Origin of the sequence: Falsiroseomonas sp. (genome assembly GCF_041690465.1) — a bacterium.
Taxonomy (GTDB): Bacteria; Pseudomonadota; Alphaproteobacteria; order Acetobacterales; family Acetobacteraceae; genus Falsiroseomonas.
In genome coordinates, this window is sequence record NZ_JAWLHG010000014.1 from 24053 (window position 1) to 46656 (window position 22604).

Here is a 22604-nt window from a genome sequence, read left to right on the forward strand (position 1 = left end):
GACCGGCCCCAGGGGAGGGGCCGCCATGGACGAGGGCGGCGAGGTGGTGGCGGCCGGCGGCACGAAGCGCGGCAAGCCGCCGGTGGTGCCGGTTCGCCTGGTATTTCCCTTCTCGGCCATTGTCGGGCAGGACGAGATGAAGCTCGCCTTGCTGATCGCGGCGGTGGATCCCGCCATCGGCGGCGTGCTGGTGTTCGGCGATCGCGGCACCGGCAAATCCACCACCGTGCGCGCATTGGCCGCGCTGCTGCCGCCGATGCGGGCGGTGGCCGGCTGCGCCTTCGCCTGCGATCCCGGCAAGCCCGCTGCCCTGTGCGAGGCCTGCCGGGCCGCTGCGCGCCGCGTGGCGCTCAGCGTGCCCGTGCCCGTGGTGGACCTGCCGCTTGGCGCCACAGAGGATCGGGTGACCGGCGCGCTCGACATCGAGCGTGCGCTGGCCGACGGCGTGAAGGCCTTCGAGCCCGGGCTTCTCGCCCGCGCACATCGCGGATTTCTCTACATCGACGAGGTGAACCTGCTGGAGGACCATCTGGTGGACCTCCTGCTCGATGTCGCGGCCTCCGGCGAGAATGTGGTGGAGCGCGAGGGCATCAGCGTGCGCCATCCCGCGCGCTTCGTGCTGATCGGCAGCGGCAATCCGGAGGAGGGCGAGTTGCGCCCGCAACTCACCGACCGCTTCGGCCTGGCGGTGGAAGTGCGCACCCCGAAGGATCTGCCGACCCGCATCGAGGTGGTGAAGCGCCGCGACGCCTTCGAACGCGATCCCAGGCGCTTCGTCGCGGCCTGGGCGAAGGAGGAGGCGGCGACACGAAGAAGAATTCTTGCCGCGCGTCGTCTGCTGCCCAGGGTGGAGGTGCCGGAGGCGGCGCTGGAGGCTTCGGCGAAGCTCTGCCTGGCGCTCGGCACCGATGGGCTGCGCGGCGAGCTCACCCTCATGCGCACGGCGCGCGCGCTGGCCGCGCTGGAAGGCGACCGCGTGGTGACGCTCGCGCATCTCCGCCGCATCGCCGCTCCGGCGCTGCGCCATCGTCTGCGGCGCGATCCGCTCGACGAGGCCGTTGCCGGCACGCGGGTGGAACGTGCGCTCGCAGAGGTCCTGCCCGCGTGACGGAGCAAGCGGGCCCCACGCCCGCGCAGGATGCGGCCCGGGCAGCGTTGCTGTTGGCCGTGGATCCCACGGGGCTTGGCGGAGCGGTGCTGCGCGCCGCGCCGGGGCCGGTGCGCGACGCCTGGCTCGCGCTGCTGCGCAACGCGCTGCCGCCGCATCTGCCCTGGCGACGCCTGCCGCTCGGCGTGCCGGACAGCCGCTTGCTCGGCGGCCTCGACCTCGCCGCGACCCTCGCTGCCGGACGCCCGGTCGCGGAGCGCGGCGTGTTGGCCGAGGCCGATGGCGGCGTGGTCATCGCCGCGATGGCGGAGCGCATCGAATCGGCGACGGCGGCGCGCATCGCGGCGGTGATGGACACGGGCGCCGTCGCGGTGCAGCGCGATGGCCTTTCCGCGCGGCTTCCTGCCCGCTTCGGGCTGGTCGCGCTGGACGAGGGGCTGGCGCCGGAGGAAGAGGCGCCCGCCGCGCTGCGCGCGCGTCTTGCGTTCCACCTTGACCTGACCGCCATCGAGCCGACCGCCAGCGCTGCGGTGCAGGACGCCCGCGCGCTCTTGCCCGCCGTCGCAACCGATGACGCCTTGGCCGAGGCGGTGTGTGCCACCGCCGCCGCCTTCGGCATCGAGGATCTGCGCGCGCCGCTCTTCGCGCTGCGCGCCGCGCGCGCTGCCGCCGCGCTGGCCGGCCGGACGCAGGTGACGAAGGAGGATGCCGGCCTCGCCGCCCGCCTGGTGCTCGCGCCGCGCGCGACCACCGCGCCGATGGACCATCAGCCGGAGCAGCCCCCCGAACCACCGCCGCCCGAAGAGCAGCAGAACAGCAAGGACCAGCCCGACCGCGGGCCCGACTCCAAGGAACTGCAGGAGATGCTGGTCGCCGCCACCCAGGCCGCGCTGCCCGCCGGCCTGCTGGAAGCGCTGCAGCTCCGCGAGGCCGCGCGCAAGCGCAACGGCGCCGAGGGCAAGGCCGGCGCGCGGCGCGATGCCGCGCAGCGCGGCCGCCCGATCGGCACCCGCCCTGGCGCGCTGCGCGATGGCGCGCGCCTTGCGCTGGTCGAGACGCTGCGCAACGCCGCGCCCTGGCAGGCGCTGCGCCGGCGCGAACGGCCGCGCGGTCCGCCGATCCAGGTGCGGCGTGAGGACATCCGCCTGCGCCGCTTCCGTCACAAGGCCGGGACGACGGCGATCTTCGTCGTGGACGCCTCAGGCTCCGCCGCGTTGCACCGGCTGGCCGAGGCGAAGGGCGCGGTGGAGATGCTGCTGGCGGATTGCTATGTGCGGCGCGACCAGGTTGCGGTGGTCGCCTTCCGTGGCAAGGGCGCCGAGGTGCTGCTGCCGCCCACGCCTTCCCTGGTGCGCGCCAAGCGCAGCCTGGCGGGCCTGCCGGGCGGCGGCCCGACGCCGTTGGCCGCGGGGCTCGACGCCGCTGCCGCGCTGGTCGCCGAGACCGCCCGCCGGGGCCGCACGCCGCTGCTGGTGTTGCTGACCGATGGCCGCGCCAACATTTCCCGAGATGGCACGGCCGGACGGCCTCAGGCGGAAGCGGATGCGCTTGCCGCCGCCACGCGGATTCGTGCCTCGGGCGTGCCGGCGCTGCTGCTGGATACCGCACCGCGCCCGCACGCCTACGCGAAGCAGCTCGCGGCGGCGATGGGCGCGCGCTACCTCGCCTTGCCCGCTGCCGATGCGGCGCGGCTCTCCGGCGCCGTTGCCGCCGCTCGGTCCACCGGGTTAGCCGCTCCGCCGCGGGTGGCGTGACGCGGCATGGCGGACCGGCCTTCCTGGGAACGCGAGGGGCGCGACTGGCCGAACCGTGAGGCCAGCCGCTTCGTCACCGCCGCCGGGCTGCGCTGGCATGTCCAGGTGGCGGGTGAGGGGCCCGACCTGCTGCTGCTGCACGGCACCGCCGCCGCCACCCATTCCTGGCGCGACCTGCTGCCGATCCTCGCCACGCGCTACCGCGTCATCGCCCCCGACATGCCCGGCCATGGCTTCACCGATCTGCCGGCCGCCGCACGCCTCGCCCTGCCCGGCATGGCCGCGAGCCTCGCCGCGCTGCTGCACGCGCTGGAGGCGAAGCCGGCGCTGGCGGTCGGCCACTCCGCCGGCGCGGCGATCGCGCTGCGCCTGGCGCTGGATGGCCGCATCGCGCCCGATACGGTGGTCAGCCTGAACGGCGCGCTGTTGCCGCTCGGCGAGAAGCACGCCGCTTTTTTCACGCGCGCGGCGCGGATGCTGGTGGGCCTGCCCTTCGTGCCGAGCCTCTTCGCCTGGCGTGCCTCCAACCGCGCGGTGGCGGAGCGGCTGTTGCAGGATACCGGCAGCCGGATCGACGCGCGCGGCGTGGACCTCTATGCGCGGCTGTTCCGCCATTCCAGCCATGTCTCCGCGGCGCTCGGCATGATGGCGAACTGGGACCTGATCCCGCTGCTGCGCGACCTGCCGCGCCTCAAGCCGCGCCTGGTGCTGGTGGTCGGCAGCCAGGACCGCAGCGTGCCGCCTGCGCAGGCCGAACGCGTGCGCACGCGCCTGCCAACCGCGCGGATCCTGAAAATGCAGGGCCTCGGGCACCTGGCGCATGAGGAGAAGCCGCGCGAGACCGCCGAGCTCATCTTCGGCCTGCATGCAGAGGGGAAGGGGCACGAAAACGGCTCGCCCTCCGTGTCAGTCCTGCCTTACAGTCGCGCGGGTTAGGAGCCGGACCCTTGCGCATGCCGCCACCCGATCCCGAGACCTTGCAGGCCGACATGGCGGCGTGCCGGGCCATGCTCGCGGGTGGATCGAAATCCTTCCATGCCGCCTCCCGCCTGCTGCCGCGGCGCGTCGCGGAGCCGGCGACCGCGCTCTATGCCTTCTGCCGCGTCGCGGATGACGAGATCGACCTCGGCGGCGGCGCCCGCGCGCTCGCCGGGCTGCAGGACCGGCTGGAAGCGATCCATGCCGGGGCGCCGATGCCGCATCCGGCCGACCGCGCCTTCGCCCGCGTCGTCGCCCGCTTCGCCATCCCCCGCGCCCTGCCGGAGGCGCTGCTGGAGGGCCTGGCCTGGGATGCCGAGGGCCGGTGCTACGAGACCATCGCCGATCTGGAAGCCTATGGCGCCCGCGTCGCGGCCGCGGTCGGCGCGATCATGACGCTGCTGATGGGCGTGCGCGACCCGGCGGCGCTGGCACGCGCCTGCGACCTTGGCGTGGCCATGCAGTTCACCAACATCGCCCGCGATGTCGGCGAGGATGCGCGCAACGGCCGCCTCTACCTGCCGCGCGCCTGGCTGCGGGAGGAGGGGCTGGACCCCGATGCCTTCCTCGCCGCGCCGGTGTTCTCCCCGGCACTTGGGCGCGTGGTGGCGCGGCTGCTGCGGGCGGCCGACATGCTCTATCGCCGCTCCGAGTCGGGGATCGCCAGGCTGCCGCGCGATTGCCGGTCCGGCATCGCCGCGGCGCGCTTCGTCTATGCCGAGATCGGCCGGCAGGTGGAACGCCAGGGGCTCGATTCGGTCAGCCGCCGCGCCGTGGTGCCACGCCATCGCAAGCTTCGGCTGATGGCGCGCAGCCTGAACATGCTGGCGGAGCGCCCGGCCGACCTCGCCGCGCCGCCGTTGGAGGCCAACCGCTTCCTGATCGAGGCGGTGCAGGCCATGCCCCATCCGGTCGAGGCGCCCCTGCCGGTGCCGGCCTTCCGCGAGCGGCTGCTCTGGGCGGTGGAGCTGTTCGACCGGATCGACCGTCCGGATCGCGGTGCGGTCGGGATTGTCAGGTCGGCTTGACACACATCAAGGCAAGTATCCCGCTTCCTGCCTGACGCTGGCCCCGTTCCGGCACCCAGCCGACGGGAGCGTCCTGATATGCGCATCGTGCTCATGCACCCGAACTACCATTCCGGCGGCGCCGAGATCGCCGGCAATTGGCCACCGGCCTGGGTGGCCTATCTCGCCGGCTACCTGAAGGCGGATGGCTTCGACGACATCACCTTCATCGACGCGATGACGAACCACCTGACCCATGACCAGGTGCGCAATCGTCTGCTGGACCTCAAGCCCGACATCATCGGCTGCACCGCCATCACCCCCGCGATCTACGAGGCCGAGGCGCTGCTCAAGATCGCCAAGGAGGCCTGCCCCGATGCGGTGACGGTGCTCGGCGGCATCCATGGCACCTTCATGTATCCGCAGGTGCTCGCCGAAGCGCCGTGGATCGACGTGATCGTCCGTGGCGAGGGCGAGCAGGTGCTGCTGGACCTCGTCCGCTGCGTGGACGAGGGCAATTGGCCGGCAGAGCGCACCGGTGTGAAGGGCATCGCCTATGCGGTGGAGGGCAAGGTGGTGGCCAATCCCGCGGCACCGCCGATCGCCGATGTGGACCGCATCACGCCGGACTGGGCGATCCTCGAATGGGACAAGTACATCTACATCCCCATGAACACCCGCGTCGCCATCCCGAACCTGGCGCGCGGCTGCCCCTTCACCTGTTCCTTCTGCAGCCAGTGGAAGTTCTGGCGCGACTACCGCGTGCGCGACCCGAAGAAGGTGGTGGACGAGATCGAGAACCTGGTGCGGAACCACGGCGTCGGCTTCTTCATCCTCGCCGACGAGGAACCGACCATTCACAAGAAGAAGTTCGTTGAATTCTGTCAGTTGCTGATCGAGCGCGACCTGCCCGTGCTCTGGGGCATCAACACGCGCGTCACCGACATCCTGCGGGACGAGGCGCTGCTGCCGCTGTACCGCAAGGCCGGGCTCATCCACGTTTCGCTCGGCACCGAGGCCGCGGCGCAGCTGAAGCTCGACCGCTTCAACAAGGAAACCACGGTCGCGCAGAACAAGAAGGCGATCCAGCTGCTGCGCCAGAACGGCATCGTCGCCGAGGCGCAGTTCATCGTCGGCCTCGAGAACGAGACGGTCGAGACGCTGGAAGAGACCTACCGCATGGCGCTGGACTGGGATCCGGACATGGCGAACTGGGCGATGTACACGCCCTGGCCGTTCAACGACCTGTTCAAGGAGCTGGGCGACAAGGTCGAGGTGTTCGACTTCTCGAAATACAACTTCGTCACGCCGATCATGAAGCCGGACGCGATGGACCGCGCCACGCTGCTCGATCGCACCATGCACAACTACCGCCGCTTCTACCTGCGCAAGACCTTTCTCGGCTATCCCTGGATCCGCGACAGGGTGAAGCGGAAATACATGCTCGGCTGCCTCTGGGCCTTCGCCAAGAGCGGCTTCCAGCGCACCTTCTACGACCTCGGCAAGGTCGGATACTGGGGACCGCAATCGAAGAAGAACGTGGATTTCCACTTCGACGAGAGCCGCAAGCTGACCGCCGAGGCGGCCCGCGCGCCGCACAACGCGATGTGGAAGACCATGCACCGCCCGAAGGTGAAGCTGCCGGCCGCCAATGCCGCCGCGGCCAAGGCCTGCGGCGGCGGGACCGAGCAACTGCCCGAGCAGGACGAGACGGCCCGCATGCGGCCTGCCGTCGTCAAGGCCTGCGGCGGCGGCACGCAGCAATTGCCGGAATCGGTGAGCCAGGCCGCCCGGGACTGACGCGCCATGGACGGCCTGCACGCCCTGTCCCTCCCCCGTGACGCGGGGGAGGGCCGGGAAGGGGAGGTCGGCACGCAAGGCCGCATCGGCCCCAATGCCGTCACCCGCCTGGCCGAAGCCCTCGGCCCGGCACTGGCCGATGCGGTTTTCCGCGCCGCCGGATTGGCGCATCGCCTGCGGGACCCGCCGGGGCGCATGGTGCCGGAACTCGAGGTGACCGCGCTGCACCGCGCGCTGCGCGCCATGCTGGGTGAGGAGGGCGCGGTTGCGGCCTCGGCGGAGGCCGGCCGCCTCACCGCGCGCTATCTGCTGGCGAACCGCATCCCCGGCCTTCTGCAGCGTCTGTTGTGCTTGCTGCCCGCCGGGATCGCGGCGCGCATCCTCGTCGGCGCGATCGGCCGACACGCCTGGACGTTTGCCGGCAGCGGCCGCTTCCGCGCGCTGCCTGGCAGGCCGCTGCGTCTCGAGATCGCCGGCGGCCCGATCGCGTGCGCAGCGCCGGCCACGCATCCGGTCTGCGCCTACTACGCCGCCACCTTCGAAACCCTGTTCGCCGCATTGGTCAGCCCGCGGACGCAGGTGGCGGAGGTGACCTGCGAAACCACCGGCGCGCCCGCCTGCGTCTTCGAACTCCGCTGGTAGCTACCGCACCACCAGCCGGTACAGGTGCCACGTCGCGTGCCCCAGCACCGGCAGCACCACCGCCAGCCCGACGAACAGCGGCAGCGAGCCGAGCAGCAGCAGCGCCGCCACGATCAGCCCCCAGCCGGCCATCGGCAGCGGATTCACCGCGAAGGCCCGTACCGAGGTCGCGACCGCGCGCGCCACGCCGCCACCGCGGTCCAGCAGCATCGGGAAGGACAGCGCCGTCAGCACCAGCACCGCGGCGGCGAAGACGAACCCGACGGCATTGCCGAGCCAGATCATCCGCCAGCCCTCCGCCGTCTCGAACAGCGCGGTCCGCAGGTCTGTTCCCGCCGGCAACTGCCCCACGGTCGCCGCGAAGATCGCATCCGCTGCCCAGAGCCAGGCCAGGAACACCGCCGCCAGCGCGACGCCCAGCGCGACGATCGAGCCGATCGCCGGCGAGCGCAGCACGTCGAACACGTTCACCCAGCTTGCTGGCAGCCCCTGCTCCCGTCGACGGCTGATCTCGTACAGGCCGAGCGCCGCAATCGGCCCGACCAGCGCGAAGCCGGCGGCCATCGGGTAGAAGAGGTGCATCACCTCCCGTCCCGCCGCGAGCGTCGCCGCCACGAGCCCGATCACCGGATAGAGGATGCAGAGGAATACCAGCTGCGTCGGCGTGGCCATGAAATCGGCCCAGCCTCGCCGCAACGCCGTGCCGAGTGCGTCGAAGCCGATGCGCCTGATGTCGGCGCGCTCCTCGGCGGCTGCAGCCGGTGCAGTCCAGGATTCAGCCATGCTCGCCTCCGATTTCTCAGGTGGCGGAGGATCTCCGGCGCCGAGAGCCGCGCCGGCCCCGCCCCTGGCACATGGCTACGCCGCGAAAGACCGGCGTCTCACAACAACGAGAGACGGACGAGCCGGAAAGCCGTTGACTTGAGTGTCAAGGATAGCTGACAGTCAAAGGCGACAGGATGAATTGACGGTCCTGCGCCGCCACAGGCGCGCCCGTCCGCATGGGGAGACACCGCATGGATGTCGCGGCGCGTATCGAAGCCAGCCTGGCGGATGCCGTCCTGCTCGCGGAGGCCACCGGCGCCCCGCCCCGCCTGGCAGCGGCGATGCGTCACGCCGTGTTCCCGAAGGGCGCGCGAATCCGGCCGCGGCTGACGCTCGCGGTCGCCGGCGCCTGCGGCGATGACCGCCCGGCGCTGGCCTCCGCCGCTGCCGCCGCGATCGAACTGCTGCACTGCGCCAGCCTGGTGCATGACGACATGCCCTGCTTCGACGATGCCGAGACGCGCCGCGGCAAGCCGAGCGTGCACCGCGCCTTCGGCGTGCCGCTTGCGGTACTGGCGGGCGACGCGTTGATCATCCTCGCCTTCCAGACGCTCGCGCGTGTCGCGCCGGTGGCGCCGGAGCGGCTGGGCTGTGTGCTCGCCGCGGTCGGCGACGGCGTCGGCGTGCCCTTCGGAATCGTCGCCGGGCAGGCCTGGGAATGCGAGCCGAAGGTGGATCTCTCCGAATACCAGCGGCAGAAGACCGGCGCGCTGTTCGCCGCCGCCTGCGTTGCCGGGGCGGCTGCTGCCGCGCATGGCGAACCGGAGGCCTGGCGCCTGCTCGGTGACCGCCTCGGCGAGGCCTATCAGGTCGCCGACGATCTGCGCGACGCGGTGGAGACCGAGGAAAGCCTCGGTAAGCCGGTCGGCCGCGATGCCGTGCTTGGCCGTCCGAGCGCGGTGGCCGAGTTCGGGCTGGGCGGCGCGGTGGCGCGGCTGCGCCAACTCAGCGAGGCGGCCGTCGCCGCGATCCCACGCTGCCCCGGCCAGGCCATGCTGCGCGCGCTGATGCTTCAGGAAGCGCAGCGCCTGGTGCCACGAAAACTCGCCACCGCCGCATGAGCGCCTCGGCCGGTATCGAGGCGCCGGTGAGTGGAAGCCTGCGCGACCGCTTCCGCGACTGGCGCGAAGGCCTGACCGCCTCGCCGGCGTTCCGCCGCTGGGCGGCACGCTTTCCGCTGACGCGTCCGATGGCAAGGCGCCGCGCGCGGCAGCTCTTCGATATCTGTGCCGGCTTCGTCTATTCGCAGGTGCTGCTGGCCTGCGTGCGGCTGCGCCTGTTCGAGATCCTCGAGGAGGGGCCGGCGGAGGACGCCGCGCTGGCACAGCGGCTCGACCTGCCGCCGGATGGAATGCTGCGCCTGCTGCGCGCCGCCGCCGCGCTCGACCTCGTGGCGCGGCGCGATGACGGGCGCTGGATGCTGGGCCCGCTCGGCGCGGCGATGATCGGCAATCCGGGCATCGCCGCGATGGTGGAGCACCACGCGCTGCTCTACGCCGACCTGGCTGATCCCGTCGCGCTGCTGCGCCGGCCGCGTGGTGGCAATGCGCTGTCCGGCTACTGGGCCTATGCCGGCGCCGCGGCGCCCGCCCCGCTCGGGCCGGAGCAGATCGGGGACTACACCGCCCTGATGGCCGCCTCCCAGCCAATGGTCGCGGAGGAGGTGATCGCCGCCCACGATTTCCGCCGGCATCGCTGCCTGCTCGACGTCGGCGGCGGCAGCGGCGCCTTCCTCGCCGCCGTCGCGGCCTCGGCACCCGAGCTGCGCCTGATGCTCTTCGACCTGCCCGCCGTTGCCGAGCAGGCCCGCGCCCGCTTCGCGCGACTCCGCCTGGAGCAGCGCGCCACCGCCATCGGCGGCGACTTCACCACCGACGCGCTGCCGCTGGGCGCCGATCTGATCAGCCTGGTGCGCGTGCTGCACGATCACGACGACGACGTGGTGCGATCGCTGCTGCGCCGCGTGCGCGCCGCCTTGCCGCCCGGCGGACGCCTGCTGATCGCCGAGCCGATGTCCGGCACGCGCGGCGCCGAGCCGGCGGGCGACGCCTATTTCGGGTTCTACCTGCTCGCGATGGGCCGCGGCCGGCCGCGCACGGCGGCCGAGTTGCAGGGGATGCTGGCCGAAGCGGGATTCACCCGCAGCAGCATGATTCCGACCAACACGCCGCTGCTGGCGCGCGTGCTGGTCGCCGATGTCGCGTCGGCCTGACGATTCGTGTGTCAGTTTCGCTTGACAGACTTGGTTGTCAGGCTAGGCTGACGGTCTGAAAGTTATCGGAAGAACCGTGGACACCCTCGCAGTCGTCCTGGAAGCGCCCGAAAAGCTGGCTCTCAGCCGGCTGGAGCTCGCAGTGCCCGGCGATGAAGACGTCGTCGTGGACATCGAGTGGAGCGGCATCAGCACCGGCACGGAGCGCCTGCTCTACACCGGCCGCATGCCGCCCTTTCCCGGGATGGGCTATCCGCTGGTGCCCGGCTACGAATCGGTCGGCCGCGTGGCCCGTGTCGGCGCCAAGGCGTCGCGCCAGCTCGGTGAGCGGGTCTTCGTGCCTGGCGCGCGCTGCTTCGGGCCGGTGCGCGGGCTGTTCGGTGGCGCGGCGCGGCGACTCGTCGTGTCGGCAGCCAAGACGGTGCCACTCGATGACTCGCTCGGCGCCGATGGCGTGCTGCTCGCGCTTGCCGCCACCGCGCAGCATGCGATCGCGCCCGGCGTGGTGCCGCCCGACCTCATCATCGGTCACGGCGTGCTCGGCCGGCTGATCGCGCGCCTTGTGGTCGCCGCGGGTGCGCCGCCGCCGGTGGTGTGGGAACTCAACCCGCAGCGCAGCGAAGGTGGGCGCGGCTACACGGTGGTCTCGCCGGACGACGATCCGCGCCGCGACTACCGCTGCATCTGCGACGTCAGCGGTGATGCGGGCCTGCTCGACACACTTGTGCAGCGCCTGGCGCCGGGCGGCGAGATCGTGCTCGCGGGCTTCTACAGCGCGCCGCTGAGTTTCTCATTCCCGCCCGCCTTCATGCGCGAGGCGCGGATCCGCATCGCCGCCGAATGGCGCGAGCCGGACCTCCTGGCGGTGCGTGCCCTGATCGCCGATGGCCGCCTGGCGCTCGACGGCCTGGTGACGCATCGGCGCGCTTTCGCCGCTGCACCCGATGCCTACCGCATCGCCTTCGAAGATCCGGCCTGTCTGAAGATGGTTCTCGACTGGAGGGACTGCCAGTGAACGCGCCTGCCGGATTCCCGCCGAACGCCGACGCCCAGGCGAGCATGGCCGAGAAGCTGCGGGAAGAGGCCGCACAAGGTCCCGATCCCGTGCACACCGAACCGCCGAAGAAGCAGACGCAGATCATCGCGATCTACGGCAAGGGCGGCATCGGCAAGTCGTTCACGCTGGCCAATCTCAGCTACATGATGGCGCAGCAGGGCAAGCGCGTGCTGCTGATCGGCTGCGACCCGAAGAGCGACACGACCAGCCTGCTGTTCGGTGGCAAGGCCTGCCCGACCATCATCGAGACGAGTTCGAAGAAGAAGGCGGCCGGCGAGCAGGTCACGATCGGCGATGTCTGCTTCAAGCGTGATGGCGTCTTCGCCATGGAACTCGGCGGCCCCGAGGTCGGCCGCGGCTGCGGCGGGCGCGGCATCATCCACGGCTTCGAGCTGCTCGAGAAGCTCGGCTTCCACGAGTGGGATTTCGATTTCGTCCTGCTCGACTTCCTGGGCGATGTGGTCTGCGGCGGCTTCGGCCTGCCGATCGCGCGCGACATGTGCCAGAAGGTGATCATCGTCGGCTCCAACGATCTTCAGTCTCTCTACGTCGCCAACAACGTCTGCTCCGCGGTGGAATACTTCCGCAAGCTGGGCGGCAATGTCGGCGTGGCCGGCCTCGTCATCAACAAGGATGACGGCACCGGCGAGGCGCAGGCCTTCGCGGAGGCGGTGGGCGTTCCGGTGCTCGCCGCGATCCCCGCCAACGAGGACATCCGCCGCAAGAGCGCGAATTACGAGATTGTCGGCCGGCCCGAGAGCGAGTGGGGGCCGCTTTTCCAGGCGCTCGGCGTGCAGGTCTCCGAGGCCCCGCCGTTGCGCCCGACGCCGCTGACGCAGGAAGGGCTGCTCGGACTCTTCAAGGGCGACGTGGTCGGCCGCGGCGTGGTGCTGCAACCGGCCTCGCAGGAAGACATGCGCGGCGGTGTCCTGGTCGCGAAGCCCACCCTCGAAGTGATCTACGAGGGCGCCTGAGCGATGGACACGCTCCCTCCCTCCAGCGCGCCGCCCGCCGAAGGCTCCGGCTGCCATGGTGGCCGGGAAACCTTGGACGCTGCCGCACGCGCCGCCGGCAAGAGCGAGACGATGGACCGCCTCGCCAAGGATTACCCGCGCGGCCCGCATGACCAGCCGCAGAGCATGTGCCCGGCCTTCGGCAGCTTGCGGGTCGGGCTGCGCATGCGCCGCGTGGCGACGATCCTTTCGGGCAGCGCCTGTTGCGTCTACGGCCTGACCTTCACCAGCCACTTCTACGGTGCGCGCCGGACGGTGGGCTACGTGCCCTTCAACTCCGAGACGCTGGTCACCGGCAAGTTGTTCGAGGACATCCGCGACGCCGTGCACGAGACGGCGAAGCCTGAGGACTACGACGCCGTCATCATCACCAATCTCTGCGTACCGACCGCCTCGGGCGTGCCGCTCGAACTGCTGCCCAAGGTGATCAACGGCGTGCGGATCATCGGCATCGACGTGCCGGGTTTCGGCGTGCCGACGCATGCGGAAGCGAAGGACGTGCTCTCCGGCGCCATGCTGCGCTTCGCACGCAACGAGGCGGAGGCAGGCCCTGTCGCGCGCCCGCGCAACCTGGTGGAGGGCGAGCGCACCATCGCGCTGATCGGCGAGCTCTTTCCAGCCGACCCGATGGGAATCGGCGCGCTGCTGGCACCCATGGGCCTCGGCCTCGCGCCCCAGACGCCGGCGCGGGAATGGCGCGACCTCTATGCCGCGCTTGACGCCGTGGCGGCCGCCGCCGTGCACCCCTTCTATACAGCGAGCATCCGCGAATTCCGCGCCGCCGGCCGCCCCATCGTCGGCTCCGGCCCTGTTGGCGTCGAGGGCACCGCGGCCTGGATGGATGCGATCGCCAAGGCGGCGGATGTGCCGGCCGCGCAACTCGATGTCGCGAAGGCGCGCATGCTGCCGGCGATCAAGGCTGCGATGTCCGCCGCACCGATCAAGGCGCGCATCACGGTGTCGGGCTACGAAGGCTCCGAATTGCTGGTCGCCCGCCTGCTCAGCGAAGCCGGTGCGGAGGTGCCCTATGTCGGCACCGCCTGTCCGCGCACCGAATGGTCCGACCCCGACCGTGAATGGCTGGAGGCGCGCGGCACGCATGTGCAGTACCGTGCCAGCCTGGAGCAGGACGTCCACGCGATGCTGGACGCCAAACCCGACCTCGCGCTCGGCACCACGCCGCTGGTGCAGAAGGCCAAGGAGCTCGGCATTCCCGCGCTCTACTTCACCAACATGGTCAGCGCGCGGCCGCTGTTCGGCCCGGCCGGTGCCGGTTCGATGGCCGGCATCGTCGCCGCGCAGGCCGGCGGGCGCGAGCGCTTCGCGCGAATGGTGTCCTTCTTCGAGGGCGTCGGCACGCCGAACGGCGCGGGCTACGGCTTCAAGGGCAAGCCGGAGGAGCCTGCCGGCTTCCGCGAGCGGCAGAAGAAACTGCGCCTGGCGAAAGCCAAGGCCGAAGAATCGGTGGGGACCTAGCACGATGCTGGTGCTCGATCATGACCGGGCCGGCGGCTATTGGGGGGCGATCTATGCCTTCTCGGCAGTGCGTGGCCTGCGCGTGGTGATCGACGGGCCTGTCGGCTGCGAGAACCTGCCCGTCACCGCCGTGCTGCACTACACCGATGCGCTGCCGCCGCACGAGCTGCCGGTCGTCGTGACGGGGCTCGACGAGGACAGCCTCAGCCAGAACGGCACAGAGCCGAACCTCAAGCGCGCCGCCGCGACGCAGGATCCCGACCTGCCGGCGGTGGTCGTCACCGGCTCCATCGCGGAGATGATCGGCGGCGGCGTGACGCCGCAGGGCAGCAACCTGCAGCGCTTCATCTGCCGCACCATCGACGAGGACCAGTGGCAGGCCGCGGACCGCGCCATCATGTGGCTGTGGACCGAGTTCGGCGCGCGCGGCCGCAAGATGCGCGCGCGGAACCCGAAGCTCGGGCCGACGCCGCGGGTCAACATCATCGGGCCGATCTACGGCACCTTCAACATGCCCTCCGACCTCGCGGAAGTACGCCGGCTCGTGGAGGGCATCGGCTGCGAGGTGAACCTGGTTTTTCCGCTCGGCAGCCATGTGGATGACATCGCCAGGCTGCCCGATGCCGACGTCAACATCTGCATGTATCGCGAGTTCGGCCGCAAGCTTTGCGAGGAGCTGGAGCGCCCCTGGCTGCGCGCGCCGATGGGGCTGTTTGCGACGACCAACTTCCTGCGCAAGCTCGGCGAGCTGACGGGGCTGGATCCGGAGCCCTTCATCGAGCGCGAGAAGCACACCACCATCAAGCCGCTCTGGGATCTCTGGCGCAGCGTCACGCAGGACTTCTTCGCGAGTGCTTCCTTCGCCGTGGTGGCGACAGATACCTACACGCTCGGCCTGCAGCGCTTCCTCGGCGAGGAGATGGGCGTGCCCTGCGCCTTCGCCTTCGCCCGCAAGGCCGGCGAGAAGCCGGACAACGCCGCGGTACGCGAGGCGATGAAGAAGTCGCCGCCGCTGGTGCTCTTCGGCAGCTACAACGAGCGGATGTACGCCGCCGAACTGAAGAGCCGCGCGATGTACATCCCGGCGAGCTTCCCGGGCGCGATCATCCGCCGCGCCACCGGCACGCCCTTCATGGGCTACGCCGGCGCGACCTATGTGGTGCAGGAATACTGCAACGCGCTGTTCGACGCGCTGTTCCACATCCTGCCGCTCGGCACCGACCTCGACCGCGTCGAGGCGACGCCGGCGCGCACGCCGGAGCCCTGGGACGAGGAGGCGGTGGCCGCCCTCGATGCACGCGTGGAAGCGGAGCCATTCCTGCTCCGGATCTCCGCAGCGAAACGCCTGCGCGAGCAGGTGGAAAAGGCAGCACGCACTGCTGGGGAGCAGCGCGTTACAGCGGACCGTGTCTCACGAACGCTCGCGGAGAGCGTCGCATGACCACGGTTCCCCAGCGATCCCGCGTCTCTCCGAAGTCCGGCTGCTGCCGGGCGTGGACGAGGCGTGGGTCCGCCATGGCGGTTCGCCGCCTGGCAACCCGGCCGCGCGGGACCTGCGCGGTAACGGCCGAAAGGCCAATAGGAGGCTCGATGGATGGCCGAAGGTTCGCGAACCGGCCTGACTGAGGGCGAAGCGCGGGAGATCCACCGCCTGTTGATCCAGGGGTGGGCTTTCTCCGTCTTCGCTTCGATGGGTGCCCACATCCTTGTCTGGCTGTGGCGTCCGCTGGTCTACGGAAACTCCGTGGTCCCGCCGGACTGGCGCTTCTTCTAAGCAACCCGGAAGGAGAGCAAGTCCATGCACAAGATCTGGATGGTGGTTGACCCGCGGCGCTCGCTGTTCCTGGCGATGGTCGCAGTCATTGCCGTTGCGGCGGTGATCCACTTCGCGGTGCTCAGCTCGCCGCGCTACTGCGATCACCTCGGGTGGTGTGCGACGTCGCCGACCTTCACGCCGGGCCAGCCCGTCGGAAGGTAGCGACAGTCGCCGATGCCGTGCCGTGAAAGCGGCGCGGGATGTCGCTCCGCGAAAGCGGTGCGGAATGTCGCTCCGCGACAGGGGGCGAGGACGATGTGAACCCGCAGTACGGCCCTTGCATCGCCACGATGCGGGCCTGCTGCGGCACAGCGGGCCTCGCCCGCTGTCGGGGACGACGAGGAGGACAGGCAGGTCGTTGCCTGGCCAGGATGGGAGCCTCAATCCATGGCAATGCTGACCTATGAACAGAAATACCGGGTCCGCGGCGGGACGCTGGTGGGCGGCGACCTGTTCGACTTCTGGATCGGGCCCTTCTGGGTCGGGTTCTTCGGGGTCACGACGGCGTTCTTCACCTTCATCGGCACCGCGTTGATCCTGATGGGCGCGGCGATGCAGGGCACGTTCAATCCGTGGCTCATCAATATTCCGCCGCCGGACCTCGCCTACGGCCTGCGCCTCGCGCCGATGCGCGAAGGCGGGCTGTGGCAATGGATCACCGTCTGTGCGATCGGTGCCTTCGTCTCCTGGATCCTGCGGCAGGCAGAAATCTCGCGGAAGCTTGGGATAGGGTATCACATCCCCGTCGCCTACAGCGTCGCGGTCTTTGCCTACATCACCCTCGTGGTGATCCGGCCGCTGTTGATGGGTGCGTGGGGCCACGGCTTCCCGTACGGCATCTGGAGCCACCTCGATTGGGTGTCGAACGTCGGCTACCAGCACCTGCACTTCCATTACAACCCGGCGCACATGATTGCGGTGACGTTCTTCTTCACCACGGTGCTCGCGCTCGGGCTGCATGGTGGCCTGGTGCTCTCGGCCGCGAACCCGCCCAAGGGCGAGGTGATGAAGACCGCCGAGCATGAGAATACCTACTTCCGCGATCTCATCGGCTACTCGATCGGCACGCTCGGCATCCACAGGCTCGGCCTGTTCGTCGCGCTGTCGGCCGGGTTCTGGAGCGCGGTGTGCATCGTGATCAGCGGACCGTTCTGGACCCGCGGCTGGCCCGAATGGTGGGGCTGGTGGCTCAACCTGCCGATCTGGCCGCAGTAGGCCGAAGGGGGAGAGAATGACTGCCTTCGTCACCTACCAGAACATCTTCACGCGGATCCAGGTCCGCCCGCCGGAGACCTATCCCGGCGTGGCGCTGCCACCTGGCGATGCCGCGCGCGAGGGTGGATCGCGCTTCGTGCACCTGTTCGGCCGCCTCGGCGACGCGCAGGTGGGGCCGATCTATCTCGGCCTGCTCGGCGTAACCTCGATCTTCTTCGGAACGCTCGCCTTCCTGATCATCGGGCTGAACATGCTGGCCTCGGTGCAGTGGGACATCTTCCAGTTCGTCCGCCAGCTCTTCTGGCTGGCGCTGGAGCCACCGCCGGCACATTACGGGCTGCAGATCCCGCCGCTGCGCGACGGCGGCTGGTGGATCTGGACCGGGTTCTTCCTGACCATCTCGATCCTGCTTTGGTGGGCGCGTACCTATCGCCGTGCGATCCAGCTCGGCATGGGCACGCATGTCGCCTGGGCGTTCGCCGCGGCGATCTGGCTCTATCTGGTGCTCGGCTTCTTCCGGCCGCTCGCCATGGGCAGCTGGAGCGAGGCGGTGCCCTTCGGCATCTTCCCGCATCTCGACTGGACCGCGGCCTTCTCGATCCGCTACGGGAACCTCTTCTACAACCCATTCCACGCGCTCTCGATCGTGTTCCTCTATGGTTCCACGCTGCTGTTCGCGATGCATGGCGCCACGATCCTCGCACTCGGCCGCTACGGCGGCGAGCGCGAGCTGGAGCTGATCGCGGATCGCGGCACGGCGGCCGAGCGCGGCGCGCTGTTCTGGCGCTGGTGCATGGGCTTCAACGCCAGCTTCGAGAGCATCCATCGCTGGGCGTGGTGGTTCGCGGTGCTTTGCCCACTCACCGGCGGCATCGGCATCCTGCTCACCGGCACGGTGGTGGACAACTGGTACCTCTGGGCCGTCGAGCGCAACTTCGCGCCCGCCTACCCGCAACTCTGGGCGCCGATCGCCGATCCCGCCCTGGTGCAAGGAGCGCCACGATGAGGCCTCTCAAACTCAGCTGGACGGCGCAGGCCCTGATCGCACTCGCGGGCCTGCTGGTGCTGCTGATCGTCATCTTCACCTTCGAGCGTCCGCCGGTCCGCACCGCGCAGGTGGGCTATCGCGGTGTCGCGATGGAGCAACTGCAGAACCCGCGCACGGCCCGGCTGATCGTCGCGCGGAACCAGGTGCCGGAGGCGCTGCCAGCGGCGGACCCGCCCACCGACGACGCTGACAAGGCCTCCGCAGTCTATGAGAACGTGCAGGTGCTGGGCGACCTTTCCAATGCCCAGTTCCTGCGTCTCATGCAGTCCATGACCGAATGGGTGGTGCCGGCAGCGGTGCGCGAGGCCGGCAATGGCTGCAACTACTGCCACAACCCGGAGAACCTTGCCTCCGACGAGGTGTATACCAAGGGTGTCACGCGGCGGATGCTGCAGATGACGCGCACGATCAACGCCGACTGGAGCAACCACGTCGCCCAGACCGGCGTCACCTGCTACACCTGCCACCGCGGGCAGGCGGTGCCCGCGAATGTGTGGGCGAACAACGCGCCGAACCGGGCCGGCCTCGTCGGGCCGCACGCGCTCGGCCAGAACCTGGCAACGCCGCAGATCAACTATTCCTCTCTGCCCTTCGATCCGTTCACGCCCTTCCTGCTGAACGATCAGGACATCCGCAACCTCAGCACAACCTGGCATCCTGGCCAGAACCAGGACGACGTGCGGATCAGCGAGTGGACATACGCATTGATGATCCACATGTCGCAGGGGCTCGGCGTGAACTGCACCTTCTGCCACAACAGCCGTGCCTTCGGCAGCTGGGAGCAGAGCCCGCCGCAACGTCTGACCGCCTGGCATGGCATCCGCATGGCCCGGGCGATCAACACCGACTACATCACGCCGCTCACGCCGGTGTTCCAGGCGAACCGACTCGGCCATCCGGAGAATCCGAACCCACTCCGCGTCGGCCCGAACGGCGACCCGCTGAAGGTGAACTGCGCCACCTGCCACCAGGGGGTGAACCGGCCGCTGCTCGGTGCGCCGATGCTGCGGGAGCATCCGGAGCTGAACATGGTCAGCCGGGCACCGCTGCGCACCAGCGAGGCAATGCCGGTGAATGGCGCGACGCGGAACTGAGGCGTCCCGGATGACGAGGCGCGCGCGGCCGGCGGTCCCTTGCACGGGGCTGCCGGCCGCGGCACATCCGGCGGCCTGCCATGTCATCGCTCGCTGCCCTTGCCGGGCTCTTCGCCCTGGCGCTCGGCGCCGCCTCCGTGCTGCCGATGCAATCGGAGCCGGCGCTTGTTGCGTTGCTTCTGCTCGGCGAGCAGCCGCCCTGGGCCTTGGTGCTGGTGGCGAGCCTCGGCAACACCCTCGGCTCCTGCGTCAACTACGTCCTGGGGCGCGCGGTGGAGCGGTTTCGCGATCGGCGCTGGTTCCCGGTCTCGGCTGCATCGCTCGCGAAGGCCGAGGGGTGGTACCACCGGTGGGGCAAGTGGTCGCTGCTGCTGAGCTGGGCGCCGTTCATCGGCGATCCGCTGACCGTGATCGCCGGCGTGCTGCGCGAGCCGTTCTGGATCTTTCTCCTGCTCGTCGCGGTTGCCAAGACCGGCCGATACGTCGTGCTGGCGCTTGCCACGCTCGGCCTGACCTGATCAGGGGAGTGTCATGCTCGATTTCATGAGCGACCCGCGTCCCCATGCCGTCGTGATCGGCGCCGGCTTCGGCGGTCTTGCCGCAGCCGTGCGGCTGGGCGCACGCGGCTGGCGCGTGACGATCGTCGAGAAGCTCGATGCGCCGGGTGGCCGCGCCTATGTGTTCCGCCAGGATGGCTTCACCTTCGACGCTGGGCCCACGATCATCACCGCGCCCTACCTGCTCGAAGAGCTGTGGACGCTGTGCGGCCGCCGTATGGCAGACGATGTCGAGCTGCGCGCGATGGATCCCTTCTACCGCATCCGCTTCGACGACGGCACGGTGATGTCGTGCAGCGCCGATCCGGAGCAGACCCGCGCCGAGGTCGCGCGCATCGCGCCGGATGACCTGCCCGGCTTCGAGCGATTCATGCGCGACAGCGAGGCGATCTACCGTGTTGCCTTCGGCGAGCTGGCCGACAAGCCCTTCCACAGCATCGGCGCGCTGCTGCGCGCCGCGCCGGCAATGATCCGTCTGCAGGGCTACCGCACGGTGTTCGGCAAGGTCGGTGACTACTTCCGGAATCCGAAGCTCCGCATTGCCTTCAGCTTCCATCCGCTGCTGATCGGCGGCAACCCGATGACCACCACCGCCTACTACTGCCTGATCGCGCATCTCGAACGGATGCACGGCGTGCATTACGCGATGGGCGGGATGGGGGCGCTGGTGAAGGGCCTCGTCGGCCTTGTCGAGGATCTCGGCGGCCGCGTGCACTGCAATGCCGAGGTCGAGGAGATCGTCGTCGAGAACGGCCGCGCCGCCGGCGTGCGGCTGGCCAATGGCGAGCGGATCGCCGCCGATATCGTGGTGTCCAACGCCGATGCGGGCTGGACCTATTCGAAGCTGCTGGCGCGCCATCCGCGGCGGCGCTGGACTGACCGCAAGGTGGCGCGCGCGAGCTACTCGATGAGCCTTTTCGTCTGGTATTTCGGCACCGATCGCCGCTTCGAGGATGTCTATCACCACACCATGGTGCTCGGCCCGCGCTATGAGGGCCTGCTGAACGACATTTTCACGCGCAAGCATCTGTCGGATGATTTCTCGCTCTACCTGCATCGGCCGACCATGACCGATCCGTCGCTGGCGCCACCGGGCTGCGATGCCTTCTACGTGCTCTCGCCGGTGCCGCACCTGGCGAGTGGCGTGGACTGGTCCGAGCGCGCCGAGCCCTATCGCGCCGCCATCCAGAAGCGACTGGAGGAGACCGTCATGCCCGGGCTCGGAGAGGCGATCGTCACCTCCCGCATGATCACGCCGCAGGATTTCCGCGACCGGCTGCTCTCGGTGCACGGCGCTGCCTTCTCGCTGGAGCCGCAGCTCTTCCAGAGCGCCTGGTTCAGGCCGCACAACAGGAGCGAGGAGGTCGAGGGCCTCTATCTCGTCGGCGCCGGCACGCATCCCGGCGCGGGTGTTCCGGGCGTGATCAGTTCGGCGCGCATCCTCGACCAGCTGGTGCCACAGGGCGCGCTGTATCGCCGCTGATCGTCACGCCGGCGCCGGCAGCGCGATCGTCCGCCGCACCCCGCCGGCCAGATCCTCCAGCACCCGCGTTGCGGCCAGCCGGCCGGACATCGCCGCCATCGGGATGCCCGGCCCGGGATGGACAGAGCCGCCGGCGCAGTAGAGGCCGGGCAGCCGCGTGACGCCGCCGGCGCGCGCGAAGGTTCCGGTGGCGCCATGGCTCGCACGGCCATAGAGCGCGCCGCCGGATGCCGGGAACAGCGCGTCGAAGCCGGTCGGCGTGGTCGGTTCGGTGGCGTCCTCCGGCAGGCCGAGCTCCAGGCCGCAGGCGCGCAGCAGCGCCAGCGTGCGCTGCGCAAGGTCGGGCAGGTCGGGGACGAAGTCGCGCCGGTCGCCGTCGGGGGGCGCGTTGATCAGCAGCAGCAGCCGCTCCGCCGTGCCCTCTGCCACTTCGCCGCTACCGCGATCCTGGGCGCAGACATAGACGGTCGGCGCGGCGCAGATGGCGCGCCGGCGAAAGATGGCGTCGAACTCCTCCGCGTAGTCCTCGGCAAAGAAGACGTTGTGATGCGTCAGCGGGAAGCCGCGCGTCTGCACACTTGCGCACCAGGTGATGGCGGAGAGCGAGCGCGCCGCATCCGGCGTGTCCGGCACCGCGCTGCGCACCGCCGCGCCGAGCATCTCGCGCGCCAAGGCCGCGGCGTCGCCGTTGAACACTACGGCATCTGCCGCGATCCGCTCGCCATCCGCGAGGCGCACGCCGCAGGCACGGCCATTCTCCACCAGCACCTCGGCGACATGCGCGCCGAAGCGGAAGCCAGCACCCTGGCGTTCCGCCAGTGCCTGCAGCGCCTGCGCCACGCGCAGCATCCCGCCCTTCACCAGCCACACGCCGTCCTGTTCGACATGCGCCACCAGCATCAGGGTCGCGGGCGCGAGGAAGGGCGAGCAGCCGCAATAGGTGGCGTAGCGCCCGAACAGCTGGCGCAGCCGTGGGTCGCGGAAGTGGCTGCCCAAGGCACCCCACATCGTCCGCCACGGCGTGGTGCGCCACAACGCATCCAGCCGCCCCCAGCCGACGCGCCGCACCAGCGCGAGCGGCGAGGGGCGCTCGGCGGCGATGAAGGGGCCGACCAGCGTGCGGTGGATATCCGCGCTGCGGACGCAGAAATCACGGTAGCCGCGCGCTGCCTCGGGGCCCGCGAACGCGCCGATCGCCTCGGCGGAACGCGCCATGTCGGCGAACAGGTCGAGCCGCCCGCCGGCGCGCCAGGCATGCCGGGCCAGGATGTCGGCGGGCACCAGCTGAACCGCGTCCTCGATGCGCTCGCCCGCATCGGCGAACAGCCCCTCGAAGATCCAGCGCATGGTGAACACGGTCGGCCCGGCATCGATGCCGCGCAGCTGGCGCATCTTGCCACCGGCCTGTGCGGCGCGCTCCAGCACCGTGACCTCCGCGCCGCAGCGGGCAAGGTCGGCGGCCGCAGCCAGCCCGCCCATGCCGGCGCCCACCACCACCACGCGGTCGCGGCGCATGCCT

At 70.3% G+C, this 22604-nt stretch carries 21 protein-coding genes; 19 read left to right on the top strand and 2 right to left on the bottom strand.

Annotated features, from left to right (window positions below; translation table 11 throughout):
* Positions 1-25 precede the first annotated feature (25 nt).
* From bchI to bchJ, 6 genes are all read left to right on the top strand, one after another.
* The gene (bchI, locus tag ACESM1_RS15205) at positions 26-1108 is read left to right on the top strand and encodes a magnesium chelatase ATPase subunit I (RefSeq protein ID WP_372621410.1); all 1083 of its coding nucleotides are present in this window, start codon (positions 26-28) and stop codon (positions 1106-1108) included.
* On the top strand, positions 1105-2862 hold the full coding sequence (locus ACESM1_RS15210) for a magnesium chelatase subunit D (protein WP_372621412.1): 1758 nt from the start codon (positions 1105-1107) through the stop codon (positions 2860-2862). The genes bchI and ACESM1_RS15210 overlap by 4 nt, the downstream gene beginning before the upstream one ends.
* A 6-nt stretch (positions 2863-2868) precedes the next feature.
* Entirely contained in the window at positions 2869-3798 is a 930-nt protein-coding gene (gene bchO, locus ACESM1_RS15215) for an alpha/beta fold hydrolase BchO (RefSeq protein ID WP_372621413.1), read from the top strand.
* A gap of 17 nt (positions 3799-3815) precedes the next feature.
* Positions 3816-4868 (top strand): phytoene/squalene synthase family protein, encoded by a 1053-nt coding sequence (locus ACESM1_RS15220; protein WP_372621587.1) that lies wholly within the window; start codon positions 3816-3818, stop codon positions 4866-4868.
* A gap of 78 nt (positions 4869-4946) precedes the next feature.
* Positions 4947-6647, top strand: coding sequence for a magnesium-protoporphyrin IX monomethyl ester anaerobic oxidative cyclase (gene bchE / locus ACESM1_RS15225; protein WP_372621414.1), 1701 nt, complete (start codon positions 4947-4949; stop codon positions 6645-6647).
* Between the two features lie 6 nt (positions 6648-6653).
* Complete coding sequence (gene bchJ / locus ACESM1_RS15230; RefSeq protein ID WP_372621416.1) at positions 6654-7289, top strand: bacteriochlorophyll 4-vinyl reductase; 636 nt, start codon at positions 6654-6656, stop codon at positions 7287-7289.
* Here bchJ and ACESM1_RS15235 read toward each other — a convergent pair whose 3' ends face one another.
* Positions 7290-8072: a DUF2189 domain-containing protein gene (locus ACESM1_RS15235; RefSeq protein ID WP_372621418.1), complete on the bottom strand. Its 783-nt coding sequence runs from the start codon at positions 8070-8072 to the stop codon at positions 7290-7292.
* Positions 8073-8305: 233 nt separating this feature from the next.
* Between ACESM1_RS15235 and ACESM1_RS15240 the strand changes: the two genes are divergently transcribed.
* The 13 genes from ACESM1_RS15240 (at position 8306) to ACESM1_RS15300 (ending at position 21085) form a co-directional block, all read left to right on the top strand.
* The gene (locus ACESM1_RS15240) at positions 8306-9175 is read left to right on the top strand and encodes a polyprenyl synthetase family protein (protein ID WP_372621420.1); all 870 of its coding nucleotides are present in this window, start codon (positions 8306-8308) and stop codon (positions 9173-9175) included.
* Positions 9172-10326, top strand: coding sequence for a methyltransferase (locus ACESM1_RS15245; protein ID WP_372621421.1), 1155 nt, complete (start codon positions 9172-9174; stop codon positions 10324-10326). Before ACESM1_RS15240 ends, ACESM1_RS15245 begins: the two co-directional genes overlap by 4 nt.
* A gap of 76 nt (positions 10327-10402) precedes the next feature.
* Positions 10403-11341, top strand: a complete 939-nt coding sequence (gene bchC / locus ACESM1_RS15250; RefSeq protein ID WP_372621423.1) for a chlorophyll synthesis pathway protein BchC — start codon at positions 10403-10405, stop codon at positions 11339-11341.
* Complete coding sequence (locus tag ACESM1_RS15255; RefSeq protein WP_411278370.1) at positions 11338-12357, top strand: chlorophyllide a reductase iron protein subunit X; 1020 nt, start codon at positions 11338-11340, stop codon at positions 12355-12357. The genes bchC and ACESM1_RS15255 overlap by 4 nt, the downstream gene beginning before the upstream one ends.
* Before the next feature lie 72 nt (positions 12358-12429).
* Positions 12430-13872: a chlorophyllide a reductase subunit Y gene (gene bchY / locus ACESM1_RS15260; protein WP_411278371.1), complete on the top strand. Its 1443-nt coding sequence runs from the start codon at positions 12430-12432 to the stop codon at positions 13870-13872.
* A 4-nt stretch (positions 13873-13876) separates the two neighbouring features.
* Entirely contained in the window at positions 13877-15313 is a 1437-nt protein-coding gene (gene bchZ / locus ACESM1_RS15265) for a chlorophyllide a reductase subunit Z (RefSeq protein ID WP_372621426.1), read from the top strand.
* Between the two features lie 153 nt (positions 15314-15466).
* Positions 15467-15646: a light-harvesting protein gene (locus tag ACESM1_RS15270; protein WP_368414145.1), complete on the top strand. Its 180-nt coding sequence runs from the start codon at positions 15467-15469 to the stop codon at positions 15644-15646.
* Between the two features lie 24 nt (positions 15647-15670).
* The gene (pufA, locus tag ACESM1_RS15275; RefSeq protein WP_372621428.1) at positions 15671-15850 is read left to right on the top strand and encodes a light-harvesting antenna LH1, alpha subunit; all 180 of its coding nucleotides are present in this window, start codon (positions 15671-15673) and stop codon (positions 15848-15850) included.
* Between the two features lie 225 nt (positions 15851-16075).
* Complete coding sequence (gene pufL / locus ACESM1_RS15280) at positions 16076-16903, top strand: photosynthetic reaction center subunit L (protein ID WP_372621430.1); 828 nt, start codon at positions 16076-16078, stop codon at positions 16901-16903.
* A gap of 16 nt (positions 16904-16919) precedes the next feature.
* Positions 16920-17909 carry a photosynthetic reaction center subunit M gene (gene pufM, locus ACESM1_RS15285; protein WP_372621432.1) on the top strand — a complete coding sequence of 330 codons (990 nt, stop codon included), beginning with the start codon at positions 16920-16922 and terminating at the stop codon, positions 17907-17909.
* Complete coding sequence (gene pufC / locus ACESM1_RS15290) at positions 17906-19045, top strand: photosynthetic reaction center cytochrome PufC (RefSeq protein ID WP_372621433.1); 1140 nt, start codon at positions 17906-17908, stop codon at positions 19043-19045. Before pufM ends, pufC begins: the two co-directional genes overlap by 4 nt.
* An 80-nt stretch (positions 19046-19125) precedes the next feature.
* Positions 19126-19563 (top strand): YqaA family protein, encoded by a 438-nt coding sequence (locus tag ACESM1_RS15295; RefSeq protein ID WP_372621435.1) that lies wholly within the window; start codon positions 19126-19128, stop codon positions 19561-19563.
* A 13-nt stretch (positions 19564-19576) separates the two neighbouring features.
* On the top strand, positions 19577-21085 hold the full coding sequence (locus tag ACESM1_RS15300; RefSeq protein ID WP_372621437.1) for a phytoene desaturase: 1509 nt from the start codon (positions 19577-19579) through the stop codon (positions 21083-21085).
* 3 nt (positions 21086-21088) lie between these two features.
* On the opposite strand, the gene crtD is transcribed toward ACESM1_RS15300, so the two are convergent.
* Positions 21089-22600 (bottom strand): 1-hydroxycarotenoid 3,4-desaturase CrtD, encoded by a 1512-nt coding sequence (gene crtD, locus ACESM1_RS15305; RefSeq protein ID WP_372621439.1) that lies wholly within the window; start codon positions 22598-22600, stop codon positions 21089-21091.
* Positions 22601-22604: the final 4 nt, after the last annotated feature.